The 15,787-nt window shown below is 65.7% G+C and carries 14 protein-coding genes; 7 read left to right on the top strand and 7 right to left on the bottom strand.

Annotated features, from left to right (window positions below; genetic code table 11):
* The first annotated feature begins 4 nt into the window (after positions 1-4).
* The 3 genes from B9N97_RS29190 (at position 5) to B9N97_RS29200 (ending at position 4,567) form a co-directional block, all read left to right on the top strand.
* Entirely contained in the window at positions 5-1,321 is a 1,317-nt protein-coding gene (locus B9N97_RS29190) for a sigma-54-dependent transcriptional regulator (protein ID WP_244560992.1), read from the top strand.
* A 211-nt stretch (positions 1,322-1,532) separates the two neighbouring features.
* Entirely contained in the window at positions 1,533-2,087 is a 555-nt protein-coding gene (locus tag B9N97_RS29195) for an arsenate reductase (azurin) small subunit (RefSeq protein ID WP_085091336.1), read from the top strand.
* Between the two features lie 11 nt (positions 2,088-2,098).
* Positions 2,099-4,567 (top strand): arsenate reductase (azurin) large subunit, encoded by a 2,469-nt coding sequence (locus tag B9N97_RS29200; protein WP_085091337.1) that lies wholly within the window; start codon positions 2,099-2,101, stop codon positions 4,565-4,567.
* A gap of 105 nt (positions 4,568-4,672) precedes the next feature.
* Here B9N97_RS29200 and B9N97_RS29205 read toward each other — a convergent pair whose 3' ends face one another.
* Positions 4,673-5,764 (bottom strand): ArsO family NAD(P)H-dependent flavin-containing monooxygenase, encoded by a 1,092-nt coding sequence (locus B9N97_RS29205; protein WP_432264217.1) that lies wholly within the window; start codon positions 5,762-5,764, stop codon positions 4,673-4,675.
* Between the two features lie 185 nt (positions 5,765-5,949).
* Here B9N97_RS29205 and B9N97_RS29210 point away from each other — a divergent pair, with 185 nt between their 5' ends.
* Genes B9N97_RS29210 through B9N97_RS29220 form a run of 3 tightly spaced genes read left to right on the top strand, consistent with a single transcriptional unit; the run spans position 5,950 to position 7,544 of the window.
* Positions 5,950-6,300: an ArsR/SmtB family transcription factor gene (locus B9N97_RS29210; protein ID WP_085091339.1), complete on the top strand. Its 351-nt coding sequence runs from the start codon at positions 5,950-5,952 to the stop codon at positions 6,298-6,300.
* A 20-nt stretch (positions 6,301-6,320) separates the two neighbouring features.
* Positions 6,321-7,286: a permease gene (locus B9N97_RS29215; protein ID WP_085091340.1), complete on the top strand. Its 966-nt coding sequence runs from the start codon at positions 6,321-6,323 to the stop codon at positions 7,284-7,286.
* Between the two features lie 21 nt (positions 7,287-7,307).
* Positions 7,308-7,544: a thioredoxin family protein gene (locus tag B9N97_RS29220; protein ID WP_085091341.1), complete on the top strand. Its 237-nt coding sequence runs from the start codon at positions 7,308-7,310 to the stop codon at positions 7,542-7,544.
* Positions 7,545-7,606: 62 nt separating this feature from the next.
* Here the strand turns inward: B9N97_RS29220 and arsH are convergent, their stop codons facing one another.
* From arsH to B9N97_RS29245, 5 genes are read right to left on the bottom strand one after another with little or no spacing between them, the layout of a single operon-like run.
* Complete coding sequence (arsH, locus tag B9N97_RS29225) at positions 7,607-8,368, bottom strand: arsenical resistance protein ArsH (protein WP_085091342.1); 762 nt, start codon at positions 8,366-8,368, stop codon at positions 7,607-7,609.
* Positions 8,361-9,434, bottom strand: a complete 1,074-nt coding sequence (gene arsB, locus B9N97_RS29230) for an ACR3 family arsenite efflux transporter (RefSeq protein ID WP_085091343.1) — start codon at positions 9,432-9,434, stop codon at positions 8,361-8,363. Before arsB ends, arsH begins: the two co-directional genes overlap by 8 nt.
* Before the next feature lie 12 nt (positions 9,435-9,446).
* Positions 9,447-9,881 (bottom strand): arsenate reductase (glutaredoxin), encoded by a 435-nt coding sequence (gene arsC / locus B9N97_RS29235; RefSeq protein ID WP_085091344.1) that lies wholly within the window; start codon positions 9,879-9,881, stop codon positions 9,447-9,449.
* A complete protein-coding gene (locus B9N97_RS29240; protein WP_085091345.1) occupies positions 9,878-10,408 on the bottom strand; it encodes an arsenate reductase ArsC in 531 nt (176 codons plus the stop codon). The genes arsC and B9N97_RS29240 overlap by 4 nt, the downstream gene beginning before the upstream one ends.
* A 53-nt stretch (positions 10,409-10,461) precedes the next feature.
* On the bottom strand, positions 10,462-10,818 hold the full coding sequence (locus B9N97_RS29245; RefSeq protein WP_085091346.1) for an ArsR/SmtB family transcription factor: 357 nt from the start codon (positions 10,816-10,818) through the stop codon (positions 10,462-10,464).
* An 862-nt stretch (positions 10,819-11,680) separates the two neighbouring features.
* Here B9N97_RS29245 and B9N97_RS29250 point away from each other — a divergent pair.
* A complete protein-coding gene (locus B9N97_RS29250) occupies positions 11,681-13,528 on the top strand; it encodes a methyl-accepting chemotaxis protein (RefSeq protein ID WP_085091347.1) in 1,848 nt (615 codons plus the stop codon).
* A gap of 434 nt (positions 13,529-13,962) precedes the next feature.
* Here B9N97_RS29250 and B9N97_RS29260 read toward each other — a convergent pair whose 3' ends face one another.
* Positions 13,963-15,645 (bottom strand): methyl-accepting chemotaxis protein, encoded by a 1,683-nt coding sequence (locus B9N97_RS29260; protein ID WP_085091349.1) that lies wholly within the window; start codon positions 15,643-15,645, stop codon positions 13,963-13,965.
* Positions 15,646-15,787: the final 142 nt, after the last annotated feature.

Genomic DNA, 15,787 nt, shown 5'->3' on the forward strand with positions numbered 1-15,787 from the left:
ACCGTTGATCGCGATCATCGAGGATGATCCCATCATGGGCGAGTCCCTGGTCGAGCGTCTCGCCCTGGAGGGTTACAACCCGCTCTGGTGGACCAGCGGTGCGGAAGCCCAGGCCGCCCTCACGGCACACAGACCGGACATCCTCGTCTGCGATATCCGCCTGCCGGACATGAATGGCGAAGAGCTGTTCCGGGCGACCGCCGCCCGGTTGGGGGGAACGCCGGTGCTGTTCATGACCGGCTTCGGAGACGTCAGGCAAGCCGTCCGTCTGGTGAAAGCCGGGGCCGACGACTACCTGACAAAACCATTCCCTATCGACGAATTTCTGTCGCGGATCAGCGAGCTTTTGCAGGCACGCGGACGTTGGGCTGGCGGTGGTGTCCTCGGCACTTCCCCACGGATGCATCAGGTCGAGCAATTGGTCCGGCGGGTTGCCGACGTGGACAGCACCGTCCTGATCAGCGGTGAAAGCGGCGCCGGCAAGGAGGTGGTTGCCCGCCACCTGCACGAGAGCTCCAGGCATGCGCAGGCACCGTTCATGGCGGTGAACTGCGCCGCCGTGCCGGCCGAGCTGATCGACAGTGAAGTGTTCGGGCATGAGAGGGGAGCCTTCACCGGGGCCCATGCCCTGCATTGCGGCTACGCCGAGCGGGCGGCGGATGGCGTCCTCTTCCTCGACGAAGTCGGCGAGTTGCCACTGCCGCAGCAGGCCAAGTTGCTCCGGCTGGTCCAGGAGCGCGTCTTCTTCCGGGTCGGCGGCGAGAAGCCGCTCCCCTTCCAGGCCCGCCTGATCTGCGCCACCAACCTTGACCTTGAGCAACGGGTCCGCGACGGCAGCTTCCGGCGCGACCTCTATTACCGCATCAACGTCATCCCCATCGTCGTCCCACCCCTGCGCGATCGCCGGGACGACGTCCTGCCTCTGCTGCTCACCTACCTGCGGCGCTACGCCGACAGCTTCGGGCGGCCTGCCCAATGCCTCACCCCGCAGGCGGAGGCGGCGGCGCTCGCCCATGACTGGCCGGGCAACGTCCGCGAACTGCGCAACCGGATCGAGCGCGCGGTCGCCCTGTCCACCGGGGCCTGGCTCGGGGTGGGCGACCTGTTTCCAGAACAGGGGATTCGGGACAGCTTTGGCGATGCCCACGACTGGCCTCACCTGACCACGGTCCGCGACGAGAGCGAACGGTCGTACATCCAGGCGACGCTCCAACGGGCCGATGGTCAGCTGGGCAAGGCCGCCGACCTGCTGGGCGTCGGGCGCACCACGCTGTGGGAGAAGATGCGGCGGCTCGGCATCGCCCTGGAACAAACGGAGTAGAGGTCGCACCGAACTTCCAACTGTTACGTCCCATTCGGAACAGCGAACACGTTCTGAGCCGGAAATGGGTCTTGTGCGGCGGTGATGTTCGGATTTCCGAACATCCGAGCCCCTTGATCCTGCATAAGCCTAGATTGGCCGCCGCTCTCTTCCCTCTGGCACGTCCGATGCTTTGTGCAGCGGACAACGATAACGCCAAGGGAGGATCCCGATGAAGGAATGCCCACGTCTTGCTGCACTGGGGCGCCGCCAGTTCCTGCGCGGTGGCGCGGTGGCGGCAGCCGGCGCCGCGGCTGTCTCGGTCGTCTCCACCACTCCGGCCAGAGCCGTCGTTCCCGCCGCCCGCGTCGATTACCCGGCCAGCCGCCTCGCCAACGTCAGGGACCTCAAGGTCAACGAGCCGATGCAGATCGCCTATCCGGACGCGGACTCCCCCGGCGTTCTGATCAAGCTCGGGACTCCGGTCGATGGCGGAGCCGGACCCGACCGCGACATCGTCGCCTATTCGACGCTCTGTCCGCACAAGGGCTTTCCGCTCGCCTATGACTCCACCGACAAGACCTTGAGCTGTCCCGGCCACTTCTCACGCTTCGACTGCGAGAAGGAGGGGCAGCAGGTGTGGGGGCACGCCACCCAGAACCTGGCGATGTTCCGTCTGACCGTCGACACGGCGGGCGATATCCGGGCCGTCGGCGCCGACGAGCTGATCTACGGCCGCACCCGCAACGTGCTGAGCGAGAACACCGTGTCGCTGCGGCGCGGGTGAGGGAGGACACCATGACCTACAAGACCGGTATCGACCAGCTGCCGATCCCGCCCAAGGACGCCAAGGTTCAGAACGTCACCTGCGACTTCTGCATCGTCGGCTGCGGCTACAAGGCGATTTCCTGGCCTATCGACCGCCAAGGCGGGGCGGACGCCGGCGACAATGTCTTCGGCGAGGATCTGAACCAGCAGCAAGGGGCGGAAAGCCCTGCCTGGTACAACCCATCCATGTACAATGTCGTCCAGCAGGACAGCCGTCTGGTCCACCTCATCATCAAGCCGGACAAGGCGTGCGAGGTCAATGCGGGTCTCAATTCGGTCCGCGGCGGACGGATGGGGGTGACGCGCTACTCCGAGCAGACCGGAACCATGACGGCCCGGCTCACCCAGCCGATGGTCTGGCGCTACTCGCAGATGATGCCGACCTCCTGGGACGATTCCCTGTCCCTGGTGGCCGATGTGACCCGGCGGGTGATCGAGGAGATGGGGGAGGACGGCGTCATCGTCTCCGCCTTCGACCATGGCGGAGCGGCCGGCGGTTACGAGAACACCTGGGGGACCGGCAAGCTCTATTTCGATGCGATGAAGGTGAAGAACATCCGCATCCACAATCGCCCGGCCTACAACTCCGAGGTCCATGCCAGCCGCGACATGGGGGTTGGAGAGCTCAACAACAGCTATGAAGACGCCGAACTGGCGGACACCATCTTCGTGGTCGGCGCCAACCCTTTGGAGAACCAGACCAATTACTTCCTCGCCCACTGGGTGCCGAACCTGCGCGGCGAGACGCTCGACAAGAAGCGGCAGATGCTGGCGTCCGAGGCTCATGCTCCGGCCAGGATCATCATCGTCGATCCACGCCGCACCGTGTCGGTGAACGCCTGCGAGGCGGTGGCCGGCAAGGAGAACGTCCTGCACCTCGCCATCGCTCCCGGCACCGACCTGGTGCTGTTGAACGCGCTGCTGACCGAGGTGGTCAGCAAGGGCTGGCAGGCCAATGACTTCATCGCCCAGCATACGGTCGGCTTCGACGAAGCCGTGGCCGCCAACCGCATATCGGTCGAGGATGCCGCGGCGGTCACCGGACTGGCGTCCGCCGACATTCGCAAAGCCGCGCAGTGGATCGCCGAGCCGAAGGCGGGCGGCACGCAGCGCCGCACCATGCATGCCTATGAAAAGGGCCTGATCTGGGGCAACGACAACTATCGCACCAACGCCGCCATGGTGAACCTCGCCCTCGCCACCTGGAACGTCGGGCGGGAGGGCACCGGCTGCGTGCGGCTCGGCGGCCATCAGGAGGGCTATGTGCGGCCCTCCGATGCCCATGTCGGCCGTCCGGCGGCCTATGTCGACCAATTGTTGATCTCCGGCCAGGGTGGTGTTCACCATGTCTGGGCAACCGACCATTTCAAGTCGACGCTCAACGCCGAGGAGTTCCGCCGCATCTACCGGCGCCGGACCAATCTGGTGAAGGAGGCGATGGACAGCGTGCCCTACGGCGATCGCCAGGCCCAGCTGGAGCAGATCGTCGCTGCCATCAAGCGCGGCGGCCTGTTCAGCGTGGTGGTCGACATCCTGCCGACCCAGATCGGCGAGGCCGCCCATGTGTGGCTGCCGGCAGCGACCGCCGGCGAGATGAACCTGACCTCGATGAACGGCGAGCGGCGGCTGCGGCTGACCGAGCGCTATATGGACCCGCCGGGCGTCGCGATGCCCGATGCGCTGATTGCCGCCCGGATGGCCAATGCCATCGAGGCCTCCTTCCGAAAGGCCGGCAACGGCGCCTACGCCGATCAGTTCAAGGGCAAGTTCGACTGGAAGACCGAGGAAGACGCCTTCATGGACGGCTACCACGAACACGCCGAGGGCGGGAAGTTCGTGACCTATGACCGGTTGCGGAGCATGGGCACGAACGGCGTCCATGAGCCGGTGGTCGGCTTTGAGAATGGCCGGCTGATCGGCACCAAGCGGCTCTACACCGACGGCAAGTTCAAGACGGCCGATGGCCGGGCCAAGTTCATGAAGGCCGAGTGGCGCGGCCTCCAGGTTGCCGGTCGCGAGCAGCAGCGGGAGAAGTATGCCTTCCTGATCAACAACGGGCGCAACAACCTTGTCTGGCAGAACGCCTTCTATGACCAGCACACCCCCTTCGTGCGCGAGCGCATGCCGGTCGCCCCCATCGAGATGAACCCGGGCGACATGACGACGCTGGGGCTACAGGCCGGCGATCTCGTGGAGGTCTACAACGACGTCGGCTCGACCCAGGCGATGGTCTATCCGACGCCCGCCGCAAAGCCCGGGCAAGCCTTCATGCTCTTCATCGCGCCGACCGGGCAGGTCGGCAACGTGATCAGCAAGGCCACCAACGAGTTGATGATTCCCGATTATAAGAACGTTTGGGCCAACATCCGCCGGATCGGACATGTGCCGAGCGCCGACGGGATGAGCTTCAAGAACATCGAATATCCGCAGACTCTTTAGGACCGCTTCGGCTCGCTTTGCGAGGGGGGACGTGCCTCCCCTCGCTCTTCTACCCGGGGCATCACCTGATACGACCAGACAGATCCCCGTTCGGACTGCCAAAGGTCAGTGCGCGGAGGCGGCCAGACTGTCGATCAAGCGCCGTGCGGTGTCTCGCGCCGATCGTCCGACCCCGATCAGGGTGGCCGATGCCGGGCCGGTCCACCCTCCGTAGCCGACGAACCAGAGCCGAGGCTCCCGCACGGAACGGGTTCCCTCCAGCGCGACCGTGCCGTTCTCTTCCACGATCCCAAGGCCGGCGACATGGTCGAGGGCCGGACGGAAGCCGGTGCACCAGATCACGGCATCGACCGCGCTGCGCGTCCCATCCGCCCACTCCACGCCGCCATCGAAGAACCGGCTGAAGGGGCGGACGGCCTGAAGCACGCCCCGGCCCCGCGCCTCGACCACCGGCGGCACCATCACGATATCTCCGAAACCGCCGGCGGGTACGGCTTGCCCACGCCCTTCTTGCAGCGCCTTGACCCGTTCCGTCGCCCGGCGGAACAGCTCACGGCCGTCGACCTCGTCCGGGAGGAAGGCCGGTGGGCGCTCGGTCACCCAAATGGTGTCGGCAACCTTGGACAGCTCCGCCAGAATCTGTGCGCCGGAATTCCCACCACCGACCACCAGTACGCGTTGCCCGGCGAAGACTGTGGGCTCGCTATAGATGCTGGAGTGCAGCTGAAGGCCGCGGAATGCCTCCTGGCCGGGATAGCTTGGGACGACCGGGTGCCGCCAGGTTCCGGTGGTGCTGACCACCATCCGGGCCATCCAGATCCCTTGATCGCACACGACCCGCAGCCGGTCGCCGTCGGCACGCTCGACCGACCGCACCATCACCGGCCGGCGAACCGGAAGCTCGTAGCGGGCCTCATAGCGGGCCAGGTATTCGAGGATATCGTCCCGGCTGGGATAGTCCTGATCATCCCCGGCCAGCCGCCAGCCCGGCAGCGAAGACCACGCCGCAGGTGAAAATAGCCGCAGGGACTGCCACGCATGCCGCCAGGCGCCGCCGGGGCCGTCCTCCGCATCGAGGATGATGAAGGACAGGCCGGAACGCCGCAGATGGTAACCGACGGCCAGGCCGGCTTGGCCGCCACCGATCACCACCACATCCACGATGCCTGTCTGTGCCATCATTGAGTCCGTCTGCATCGGTCCATCCGTCTTTACTGAATCCTTCGGAGCATGGCGGCCGGCTGAGCTCGGCTACCGATCAAGCGAACGCCCTGTCCCCAACATGGCATCGGTGGCTGCGTCAACTCCTGCGTCGAGCTGCCGCATGCCTGAACCGGAATATGCGGTGTTCAGCATATGAAAAAACCCTTATATTTTCTTCCATGGAATTCGCATCCACCATCTTCTCCGCACTGTCCGATCCGACGCGCCTGCGCGCTTTCGTGCTGATGGCCCGGGAAGGTGAACTTTGCGTCTGTGAACTCACCCATGCCTTGGACATCGCACAACCCAAGGCATCGAAGCATCTGGCAACCCTGCGGGAGGCCGGACTGGTCCGGGTGCGTCGCGACGCGCAGTGGATGCTCTACGCAATCGCCGATGACCTGCAGCCGTGGGCGCGCGCCGTCATCACCGCGGCAGTGGATGCTCTGACGGAAGACGCCGTGCATCAGGCCGATTGGGCCCGTCTGCGCGGTATGCAGGGGCGTCCCTCCCGCTACCGGGCTGCCTGATCGGCGCCCAGGAGGCCGACATGTTCGAGGTCTTCACCCTGCTTGCCGACTGGGCGGCCTACCGCCTTCTCGGCTTGACGCCGGCAACAAAACTGGCCGATGCGGTCCATTTCTTCGTCGAGGACACCTCGAAGATCTTCGTGCTGCTGGCCGTCATCGTCTTCGTGATGGGGCTGTTCCGCACGCTGCTGTCACCGGAGAAGGTCCGCGGCTACATCGAGGGCAGGTCGCGCGGAGTCGGCTACGGACTGGCCGCGGTGCTGGGCGCCGTGACGCCGTTCTGCTCCTGCTCGTCGGTGCCGCTGTTCATCGGTTTCCTGGAGGCAGGCATCCCGGTCGGCGTCACCATGGCCTTCCTCATCACCTCCCCCTTGGTGAACGAGGTGGCGGTCGTGATCCTGGCCTCCATCATGGGATGGAAGCTGACAGCCATCTATGTCGCCACCGGAATGGGCATCGGCATTGTCGGTGGCGTGCTGATCGACCGATTGCGCATGGAACGCTATGTCGAGGATTACGTCTGGAAGATCCGCATGGGCGCTGTCGTGCGAACCGAGACAGATACCTCGCTCAGCGGTCGCATCCGGTATGCCTGGGGTGAGGTGACCGACATCGTGGGGCGCATCTGGCTCTACGTGATCGTCGGCATCGGCATCGGCGCCGCCCTGCATGGCTACGTTCCCCAGGAACTGTTCGCGGAATACGCCTCGGCCGACAACCCGTTCGCCGTCCCCGTGGCCGTGCTGATGGGGCTGCCGCTCTATTCGAACGCCACCGGGGTCATTCCGGTGGCCGAGGCCCTGCTCGCCAAGGCGGTTCCCATCGGTACGGTGATCGCCTTCATGATGAGCGTCGTCGCCATCTCGCCTCCCGAGTTCATCATGCTCCGCAAGGTGCTCAAGGTCCCGATGCTGGCCTTCTTCGGCAGCTTCCTGACCATCGCGTTCATCCTGGTGGGCTATCTGCTCAACACCCTTTTTGCGTGATCCCCGGTAAAGGAGGACATCATGAAGACCGTCAAGGTGCTCGGCTCCGGCTGCAGGAACTGCGTGACCACCGCCAAGCTGATCGAGGAGAAGGCCGCCGCATTGGGGGTCGCTGTCCAGGTAGAGAAGGTCACCGACATCGCTGCGATCATGGGCTACGGCGTGATGAGCACGCCGGGCGTGGTCGTCGACGAGAAGGTCGTCCATGCGGGCGGCATCCCCAAGCCGGAGGCGGTCGAGATCTGGCTGAAGGCATGATCCGCCGGGCATCCCAGGCAATGATGGCAGGACGTGGTCTGCCATCATTGCCTGGGATGCCGTCACGCTGTTCTTTCGCCGTTCATCGCTGCAGCGGCCAGAGCCTTCGCCTCGGTTTCGACCTTGAGCCCGGCCTCTCGGCGCTCGCTGTAGCGGTCGGTCAGGTAGTCGCTGCGGTCGCGCACCAAGAGGGTGAACTTGACCAACTCCTCCATCACGTCCACCACGCGGTCGTAATAGGGCGACGGCTTCATCCGCCCGGCCTCGTCGAACTCCTGATAGGCCTTGGCGACGGAGGACTGGTTGGGGATGGTGACCATCCGCATCCAGCGCCCCAGCACGCGCATGGCGTTGACCGCGTTGAAGGATTGCGAGCCGCCGGACACCTGCATCACCGCCAGCGTCCGCCCTTGCGTCGGCCGGACGCCGCCGCTTTCCAGCGGCAGCCAGTCGATCTGGCACTTCAGGATGCCGGTGATGGTGCCGTGCCGCTCCGGGCTGACCCACACCTGGCCTTCCGACCATTGCGACAGGGCGCGCAGCTCCGCCACCTTGGGGTGGTCGGCCGGAACGCTGTCCGGCAGCGGCAGGTCGCGCGGGTCGAAGATGCGCGTCTCGGCACCCATGCGCTGAAGCAGACGGGCGGCTTCCTCGGCCAGGAAGCGGCTGTAGGAGCGCTCCCGCAGCGAGCCGTAGAGCAGCAGGATGCGCGGCGGGTGGGTCGACGGCCGTTCCGGTGTCAGCCTGTCGAGGTCGGGCACATCGAAATAGGCCTCGTCCAGGCTCGGCAAGGAGTCGCGTCCGGTGCTCTCGATGTCATGCATGGGTGCGTCCCTCGTACCAGGGCTTGGTCGCCTTGACGATCTTCACCACCGACAGCATCACCGGCACCTCGACCAGCACGCCGACCACGGTGGCGAGCGCCGCGCCGGAACCCAGCCCGAACAGGCTGATGGCGGCGGCGACCGCGAGTTCAAAGAAGTTGGAGGCACCGATCAGCGCCGCCGGCGCTGCCACGCACCACGCCACCCCGAACCGGCGCGACAGCCAATAGGCCAGTCCGGCGTTGAAATAGACCTGGATCAGGATCGGCACCGCCAGCAGCAGGATGACCAGCGGCTGGGCCAGGATCTGCTCGCCCTGGAAGCCGAACAGCAGCACCAGCGTGGTCAGCAGCGCCACCAGCGAGATCGGCTGGATCAGGTCCAGTGTGCGCTTCAGCGCGGGTTCGCCGCCGGTGGTCAGCAGGCTGCGGCGCCAGAGCTGGGCGGCGACGACGGGGATGACGATGTAGAGCAGCACCGACAGCAGCAGCGTGTCCCACGGAACGGTGATCGATGCGACGCCCAGCAGCAGCCCGACCAGCGGCGCGAAGGCGAAGACCATGATGATGTCGTTCAGCGCCACCTGGCTCAGCGTGTAGTGCGGCTCGCCCTCGCACAGGTTCGACCAGACGAAGACCATGGCGGTGCAGGGCGCCGCCGCCAGCAGGATCAGGCCGGCGATGTAGGAGGAAATCTGGTCCTGCGGGAGCAGCGGGGCGAACAGGTTTCCGATGAACAGCGTGCCCAGCAGCGCCATCGAGAAGGGCTTGACAGCCCAATTGATGAACAGCGTCACTCCGACGCCGCGCCAGTGCTCCTTGACCTGCCCCAGCGCGCCGAGGTCGATCTTCAGCAGCATCGGCACGATCATCAGCCAGATCAACACAGCCACCGGCAGATTGACCTTGGCGACCTCCGCCGCGGCGATGGCCTGGAACAGGCCGGGCACCAGATGGCCGAGCGCGATGCCGGCGACGATGCAGAGCGCGACCCAGACGCTGAGGTAACGCTCGAACAGGCCCATGGCGGGGCGGGCCGCCGGGGCGGCATGGATGTCAGCGGTCATGATGCGTGTCCGTCAGGAGGCTTTGCCGATGCGGTGTCCGGCGGCGTCGACGACCTGCTCGCCGTCTTCCTTGGCAAAGGCGCCGCGCTGGGCATCGGGGAGGATGTCGAGCACCGCCTCGGACGGGCGGCACAGCCGCACGCCGAGTGGCGTCACCACGATCGGCCGGTTGATCAGGATCGGGTGGGCCATCATGGCGTCGAGCAGCTGGTCGTCGCTCAGCGCCGCGTCGCCGAGCCCGAGCTCGGCATAGGGCGTGCCCTTCTCGCGCAGCACGTCGCGCACCGGCACGCCCATGCGGCGGATCAGATCGGCCAACTCATCGCGCGTCGGCGGCGTCTTCAGATACTCGATCACCGTCGGCTCGACGCCGCTGTTGCGGATCAGCGCCAGTGTGTTGCGCGAGGTGCCGCAATCCGGGTTGTGGTAGATGGTGACCGACGTCATCGCGCGGCCTCCGGGGTGGCGGACGTCCTTCCCATATCGTCCAGCTTGCGCTTCAGCGCCAGCCGGTCGAGCGAGGCGATGGGCAGGCTGACGAAGGCCTGGATGCGGCGCTGGATCTGCCCGAACACCGTGGCGGTGAAGGCGGCTTTCTCCGCGTCGGTGCCTTGGGCGCTCGACGGGTCGGGGAAGCCCCAGTGGGCGGTCATCGGCTGGCCGGGCCAGACCGGGCAGACCTCGCCGGCGGCGTTGTCGCAGACGGTGAAGACGAAATCCATGTGCGGGGCGCCGGGAGCGGCAAACTCGTCCCAGGTCTTAGAGCGCAGCTCGGCGGTCGGAAAGCCGAGCCGTTCCAGCAGGTCATGGACATAGGGGTTGATGCGGCCGGACGGCTGGCTGCCGGCGCTGAAGCCGCGGAAGCGGCCGCTTCCGCCCTTTTGGCCCTCGCGGTTCAGCAGGCATTCCGCCATGACGCTGCGGGCGCTGTTGTGGGTGCACAGGAACAGGACGTTATAGACGCGGTCGGTCATCGCTGGGTCGCCTTGTCCATGCCGCGGGGCGCGCGGCGGTTGGGGTCGGGGTGTCAGGCGTCGTGGTCGCATCCGCCGGGACCACAGGGGACGGCCTGGATCAGGTCGGTGGAGCAGAGTTCCGGGCGGCCCTGGCAGCAGTCCTCCATCAGAAAGGCGATCAGCCGGCGGGTGCCCTCATAGTCGGACGCGTAGAAGATCTGCCGCTGCACCCGCCAGGAGCGGAGCAGACCGGCGCGTTCCAGCGTCGCCAGATGATGGGAGAGGGTGGAGGCCGGAACCCCCACCTGCTGGGCAACCTCGCCGGCCGTCAGCCCATTCGGCCCCACCGTGATCAGCAGGCGGAACACGGCCAGACGGGTCTCCTGAGCGAGGGCGGCAAAGGCGTCGATGGCTGTCTTATTTTCCATGCTTCTACCCTAGTCGAAATATAGATGTGAAGCAAGCGGCATGCGTCCCCACGCCATCCCCTCCCGGAAACCCGAGGAAGCAACGGTTACTGCGCCGTTCGCGCTGTTGCTATCCCATCACTCATCCGGAAAGCTGACTGTTTTATATTTCACCTATCGCGGAAGCACGTCACAACCCGGTTCCCGGCTGGAAGGAAGCCGCCAGCGGAGCAGGTCCGGACTGGGCACATCCTCGATAGGAGAATGCCCGCATGTCTCGCCGGACGACGTCTGGCGGTGGTGAGCGCACCGGCTGGACCCGCCGGTCGCTCCTGGGAAGCCTTTTTGCCTCCGGCATCATCGCCGCCGGCCGGCGGCTTGGGCTTCGTCGGATGCCGGACCGCTCCGGTTCGGTCTGCCCCCGATCTTTCTCGACTCCGGTATCCACCTGCTCGCGGTCCTCGAATGCTACCTGTCCGCCCGGCTGGAACGCCCGGTTCGACTGCCCAAGCGGCGAACCTACCAGGAGACCGCGACGCTGCCGGTGACCGGACAGCTGGATGCCGGAGGGCAGCCCGCCGAATCCTTGACCGCGGCCGGAAGAGTCCAGGAGCCACCACCGGCCTGCGCACCTCACATCCCCGGGCCCGGACCCGTTTTGCAGTAGGCCGGAGGCCTCGACGGAGGCCAGACCTGCGGGAGCGTGGCCACGTACCGACGATTATCATCGTGGCGTCAAACAACCGTCACGTTGAGCCGATACATTTCGATAACGGTCGCAGGGTCGAATTAAATAGGCTCTGTCCGGAGGCTGCCTCAGGTTTTGTGTCTTTCCGCCCCTTTCGCGCCAAGACCGTGGAACTCCTCAAAAGGAAAATCGGCTATGAGCCAGGAGACGTCCCTCAACGTCGCCGAGACAAATGCCAGTTCGATTGGCGGTGACGAGCGGCCTTCAAGGGGGCCCTTCAAAGTTCGGGTGCCTTTGGCCATACCCAAAATCTTCCTGCCGAACTCGCTTCGCAGCCGATTCCTTCTGTTTGCAACCTTCATGATCGCTCTGGTGCTGCTGCAGGGGGGATTGAGCTGGGTCACCGCGGAACGCAGTCACGACATGGGCGCCGCCACCGGCCATTCCATGGCATCCTTGACCAACGACCTTGAACTCCTGCGCACGATCAAGGACATGCAGGTTCTGTCCCTGGCGCTGCAAAACAAAGTCGCGACATCCTCTTCCGATGAGATCAACAATGTAAAGATCGATATCAAGAAGATCGCCACCGACTATCTCTCTGCACATGCGGGATTGGCGAACATAGCCACCGAACGGGGCATGACGACTCTGGGAGGAATTGACGACGTCGAACAACGTATCAAGGTCGCAAAGGATTCCTTCGAAAACCTGCTGGCCCGGTCCCTGGAAGGGATCGAGGACGTCAGCCAACGCAAGGGCGTTGTTCCCCAGGATCTGATGCTTGAAATCAGCGCGCGGGTCGATGGGCTGTTCGAACATCTCGACCGCATGGCGGAGGGGGTCAAACTTCTGGCGACCCAGGACAGGCAGACGCTGTCCGAAACGGTGGAAAGCAATGACGAGATCACCACCGATCTGGCAGGTGTGATGATGACCGCCGCCGCGATCGGTGCCCTCGGCTGTGCCGCGGTCACGCTCTTCGTCCTGCGCGGGATCCTCCGCCCGCTTGCAACGCTCACCAGCACCACGGCCTTTTTGGCCAATGGGAAGCTGGATACGCCTGTGCCGGAGTTCCGGACCAGGGATCTGGGAGAAATCGCCGCCGCGCTTCGGATCTTCCGTGACAACCTGATCGAGACTGGGCGACTGAAGGCCGAGCGCGAGGAACAGGAAGCATACGCCGACGCGGAACGGACCCGCATGATGTCGGACCTGGCTCTGGCGTTCGAACTCAGCGTCGCCGGCGTCGTCGAGAACGTATCCTCGGCGGCCACCCAACTGAGGTCGACCGCAGAGTCCTTTTCCCAAGTGGCGGAAGACGCGACGCAGCAGGCGACCTCCGTTGCCGATGCTTCCGATCTGGCCGCCGGGAACGTCTCGGCGGTCGCTGCCGCGGCCGAGGAATTGTCGGCGTCCATCCGCGTGATCGGCGAGCGCGTTGGCCATGCTGCCCGAATTGCCGATCGCGCAGTGATTCAGGCTGAACAGACCAACGAGATCGTCGCCAGCCTGGGTGCTGCCGCCAGTCGCATCGACGCGGTGGTCAAGATGATCTCCGACATCGCGGGCCAGACCAATCTTCTGGCCCTCAACGCCACCATCGAGGCGGCCCGCGCCGGGGAGGCGGGCAAAGGCTTCGCCGTGGTTGCCGGCGAGGTCAAGTCGCTGGCCAGCCAGACGGCCCGGGCGACGGCGGATATCGGCGAGCAGATCGCTTCGGTGCAGAAGGCCAGCCAGGAGGCAATCGGCGCGATCCGGGCGATCGGGCAGACAATCGCTCACATCAGCGAGATTTCCTCCGACGTCGCTGCCGCCGTCGAACAGCAGGGAGGGGCGACCGCGGACATATCCCGCAACATCCAGCATGCCGCCGCGGGAACCCAGAAGGTCACTTGCCACATCGGGGGCGTTACGGTGGCGACGCGCGAAGTCGGGACGCATGCCTCCAACGTGCTGGGAGCAGCATCGGGACTGACGGCCCAGTCCGATCGGCTGCGGACGGAGGTCGACCAGTTCATCGCCAAGGTGAAGGGAGGGTGACCCTCCGCGTGCAGGCCGCGGCCGCAGCCGAAATCGCACAATGCTTATTGCTCATAACCGGAAACCTGCCACGAACAGGGCGCGCTCGCCAACCTGACAGGACCATATGGACCTGCCTAGTATGACAATGACGGATTGTTGGGCGACTTCTGTTTTGCGCGGGTCTGCGGGTTCCGGGAGCGACGGCCGCCCCTGTCAGGGTGTCAGGCGACGCATTGGACGGCCACAGCAGGACGGCGTCGACACCTATCCAGCGGCAGAGCGCCAGCCAGATGCCGGCATGGGCGACGATGGTGCGAAGTACGGCATCACCCGTGATGGCAAAGGGCGATGCCGCTTGCGGGCAGGCTTTCGTCGATGTCGTGCTCTCCCTGTCCGGGCAGGCCATCCTGCAAAGCCAGGCCTTCCGACCGCCTGCCCACTGAGGCCGCCGATCAGGCGGCGCGGACGGTCGACAGGAAGTCCTCGACCTCGCTACGCAGCCTGACCGTCTCGCGGACCAGACCGCTGGAGGCGGACAGCACGCCGGACGCGGCGCTGCCGGTCTGGCCGACGGTCTGGGCGACGCCGGCGATGTTGCTGTTGACCTCCGCCGTATGGCGGGCGGCCTGCTGGATGTTGGCGCCGATGTCCTTGGTGGCGGCGCTCTGCTGCTCCACCGCAGACGCGATGGCGGTGGCGATGTCGCTGACCGAGGTGATGGTCGTGCCGATACCCTGCACCGCCGTCACCGTATTCCCGGTGAATTGCTGGATTTCCTGCACCTTGGCCTGGATGTCTTCGGTGGCCTTGGCGGTCTGGTTGGCCAGCGCCTTGACCTCCGAGGCGACGACGGCGAAGCCCTTGCCGTGCTCGCCGGCGCGGGCCGCTTCGATGGTGGCGTTCAGCGCCAGCAGGTTGGTTTGACCGGCGATGGCGTTGATCAGTTCCACCACCTGTCCGATCTCCTGAGCGGCGGACGCCAGGCTGTGGATCATGCCGTCGATCTTCGCGGCTTCATCCACCGCACGGCCGGCGACGCTGGTGGACATGGTCACCTGACGGCCGATTTCGGCAATGGAGGCGAACAGTTCCTCCGTCGCCGCGGCGACGGTGTTGACGTTGCTGCTGGCCTGTTCGGACGCTTGCGACACTGCATCGGCTTGGGTGCCGGAGCGGTCAGCGGCGGCGGCCATACCGGAGGCGGTTTTCTCCATCTCATGCGCAGCGGCGGCGACGGCGGCGACCATGCCCATCACGCGCGCCTCGAACTGGGCGGCCATGTCGAGAAGGGCGGCGCGGCGTTCGGCCTCGGTGCGGTCCTTCTGCGCTTCGGCTTCCGCCTGGAGACGGCGGACTTCCAGCCCGTTGCGCTTGAAGTCCTCCAGCGCGCGGGCCAACGTGCCGACCTCGTCGCTGCGGTCCTGGTGGTTGATCGCGACGGACAGGTCGCCGGTGGAGATGCGGTTGGTGGCCTGGGTCAGTTGCAGGATGGGCGTGGTGATGCGCCGGCCGATCCACACGGCAAGGCCAAGGCTGACCGCCGCCAGCACCGCGATGACCGCGGCGATGTTCAGCAAGGTCTGCATCCGCGCGGCGGCCACCGTGTCGAGATAGACACCGGAGCTGACCACCCAGCCCCAGCCCTTGGTCAGCTTGGAATAGGCGGACTTCTCCACCGGATCGCTGGAACCGGGCTTGGGGAAGGAGAAGGAGGAATAACCGCCGCCGGATTCGGCGGCCTTGATCTCGTCGCGCACGAATAGCCGGCCGCTCTTGTCGGTGCTGTCCCACATCGCCTTGCCTTCGACCTGCGGGTTCAGGTGGGCCAGGATGTTGCCCTTGCGGTCGAGAATCAGCGCATATTCCGACCCGTCGTAGCGGGCAGTCCGCGCGATGTCGAGCGCCAGCTTCTGCGCGTCGGCGACCGGCAGTTCGCCGGATGCGGCCCGCTGTTCGAACCGTTCGATGATGGAGGTGACCATCTCCACCGCGACGCGGGCGCGGGCCTGCCGCTCCTCCATCATCACGGTGCCGAGCGTCTTCGCGGTCATGGCCCCGGCGCCGACCAGCGCCAGGACGGTGATCAAAGGCAGCAGAAGCAGGCGCCCCCGGATGCCACGCAATGCGGAAATCATGTCTCTGTTGCCCCTCGGCGTCTGGCGTTTTGCTGGAACGTCTTGTCGGAACGGTTGAGCCGGCGCCTCACCCGCTGGTGTGGCGCCGGCCGGACCGGCCATAAAAAACTGCCATTCAAGCTTTCACATATGGTTTACGCGC

It is taken from the genome of Azospirillum oryzae (assembly GCF_900177515.1).
Taxonomy (GTDB): Bacteria; Pseudomonadota; Alphaproteobacteria; order Azospirillales; family Azospirillaceae; genus Azospirillum; species Azospirillum oryzae_A.

Bases quoted from the DNA above. Each gene is read 5' to 3' on its own strand.
- B9N97_RS29195 (WP_085091336.1), top strand. From the start codon at position 1,533: ATGAAGGAATGCCCACGTCTTGCTGCACTGGGGCGCCGCCAGTTCCTG.
- B9N97_RS29200 (WP_085091337.1), top strand. From the start codon at position 2,099: ATGACCTACAAGACCGGTATCGACCAGCTGCCGATCCCGCCCAAGGAC.
- B9N97_RS29205 (WP_432264217.1), bottom strand. From the start codon at position 5,764: ATGCAGACGGACTCAATGATGGCACAGACAGGCATCGTGGATGTGGTG.
- B9N97_RS29210 (WP_085091339.1), top strand. From the start codon at position 5,950: ATGGAATTCGCATCCACCATCTTCTCCGCACTGTCCGATCCGACGCGC.
- B9N97_RS29215 (WP_085091340.1), top strand. From the start codon at position 6,321: ATGTTCGAGGTCTTCACCCTGCTTGCCGACTGGGCGGCCTACCGCCTT.
- B9N97_RS29220 (WP_085091341.1), top strand. From the start codon at position 7,308: ATGAAGACCGTCAAGGTGCTCGGCTCCGGCTGCAGGAACTGCGTGACC.
- arsH (WP_085091342.1), bottom strand. From the start codon at position 8,368: ATGCATGACATCGAGAGCACCGGACGCGACTCCTTGCCGAGCCTGGAC.
- arsB (WP_085091343.1), bottom strand. From the start codon at position 9,434: ATGACCGCTGACATCCATGCCGCCCCGGCGGCCCGCCCCGCCATGGGC.
- arsC (WP_085091344.1), bottom strand. From the start codon at position 9,881: ATGACGTCGGTCACCATCTACCACAACCCGGATTGCGGCACCTCGCGC.
- B9N97_RS29240 (WP_085091345.1), bottom strand. From the start codon at position 10,408: ATGACCGACCGCGTCTATAACGTCCTGTTCCTGTGCACCCACAACAGC.
- B9N97_RS29245 (WP_085091346.1), bottom strand. From the start codon at position 10,818: ATGGAAAATAAGACAGCCATCGACGCCTTTGCCGCCCTCGCTCAGGAG.
- B9N97_RS29250 (WP_085091347.1), top strand. From the start codon at position 11,681: ATGAGCCAGGAGACGTCCCTCAACGTCGCCGAGACAAATGCCAGTTCG.
- B9N97_RS29260 (WP_085091349.1), bottom strand. From the start codon at position 15,645: ATGATTTCCGCATTGCGTGGCATCCGGGGGCGCCTGCTTCTGCTGCCT.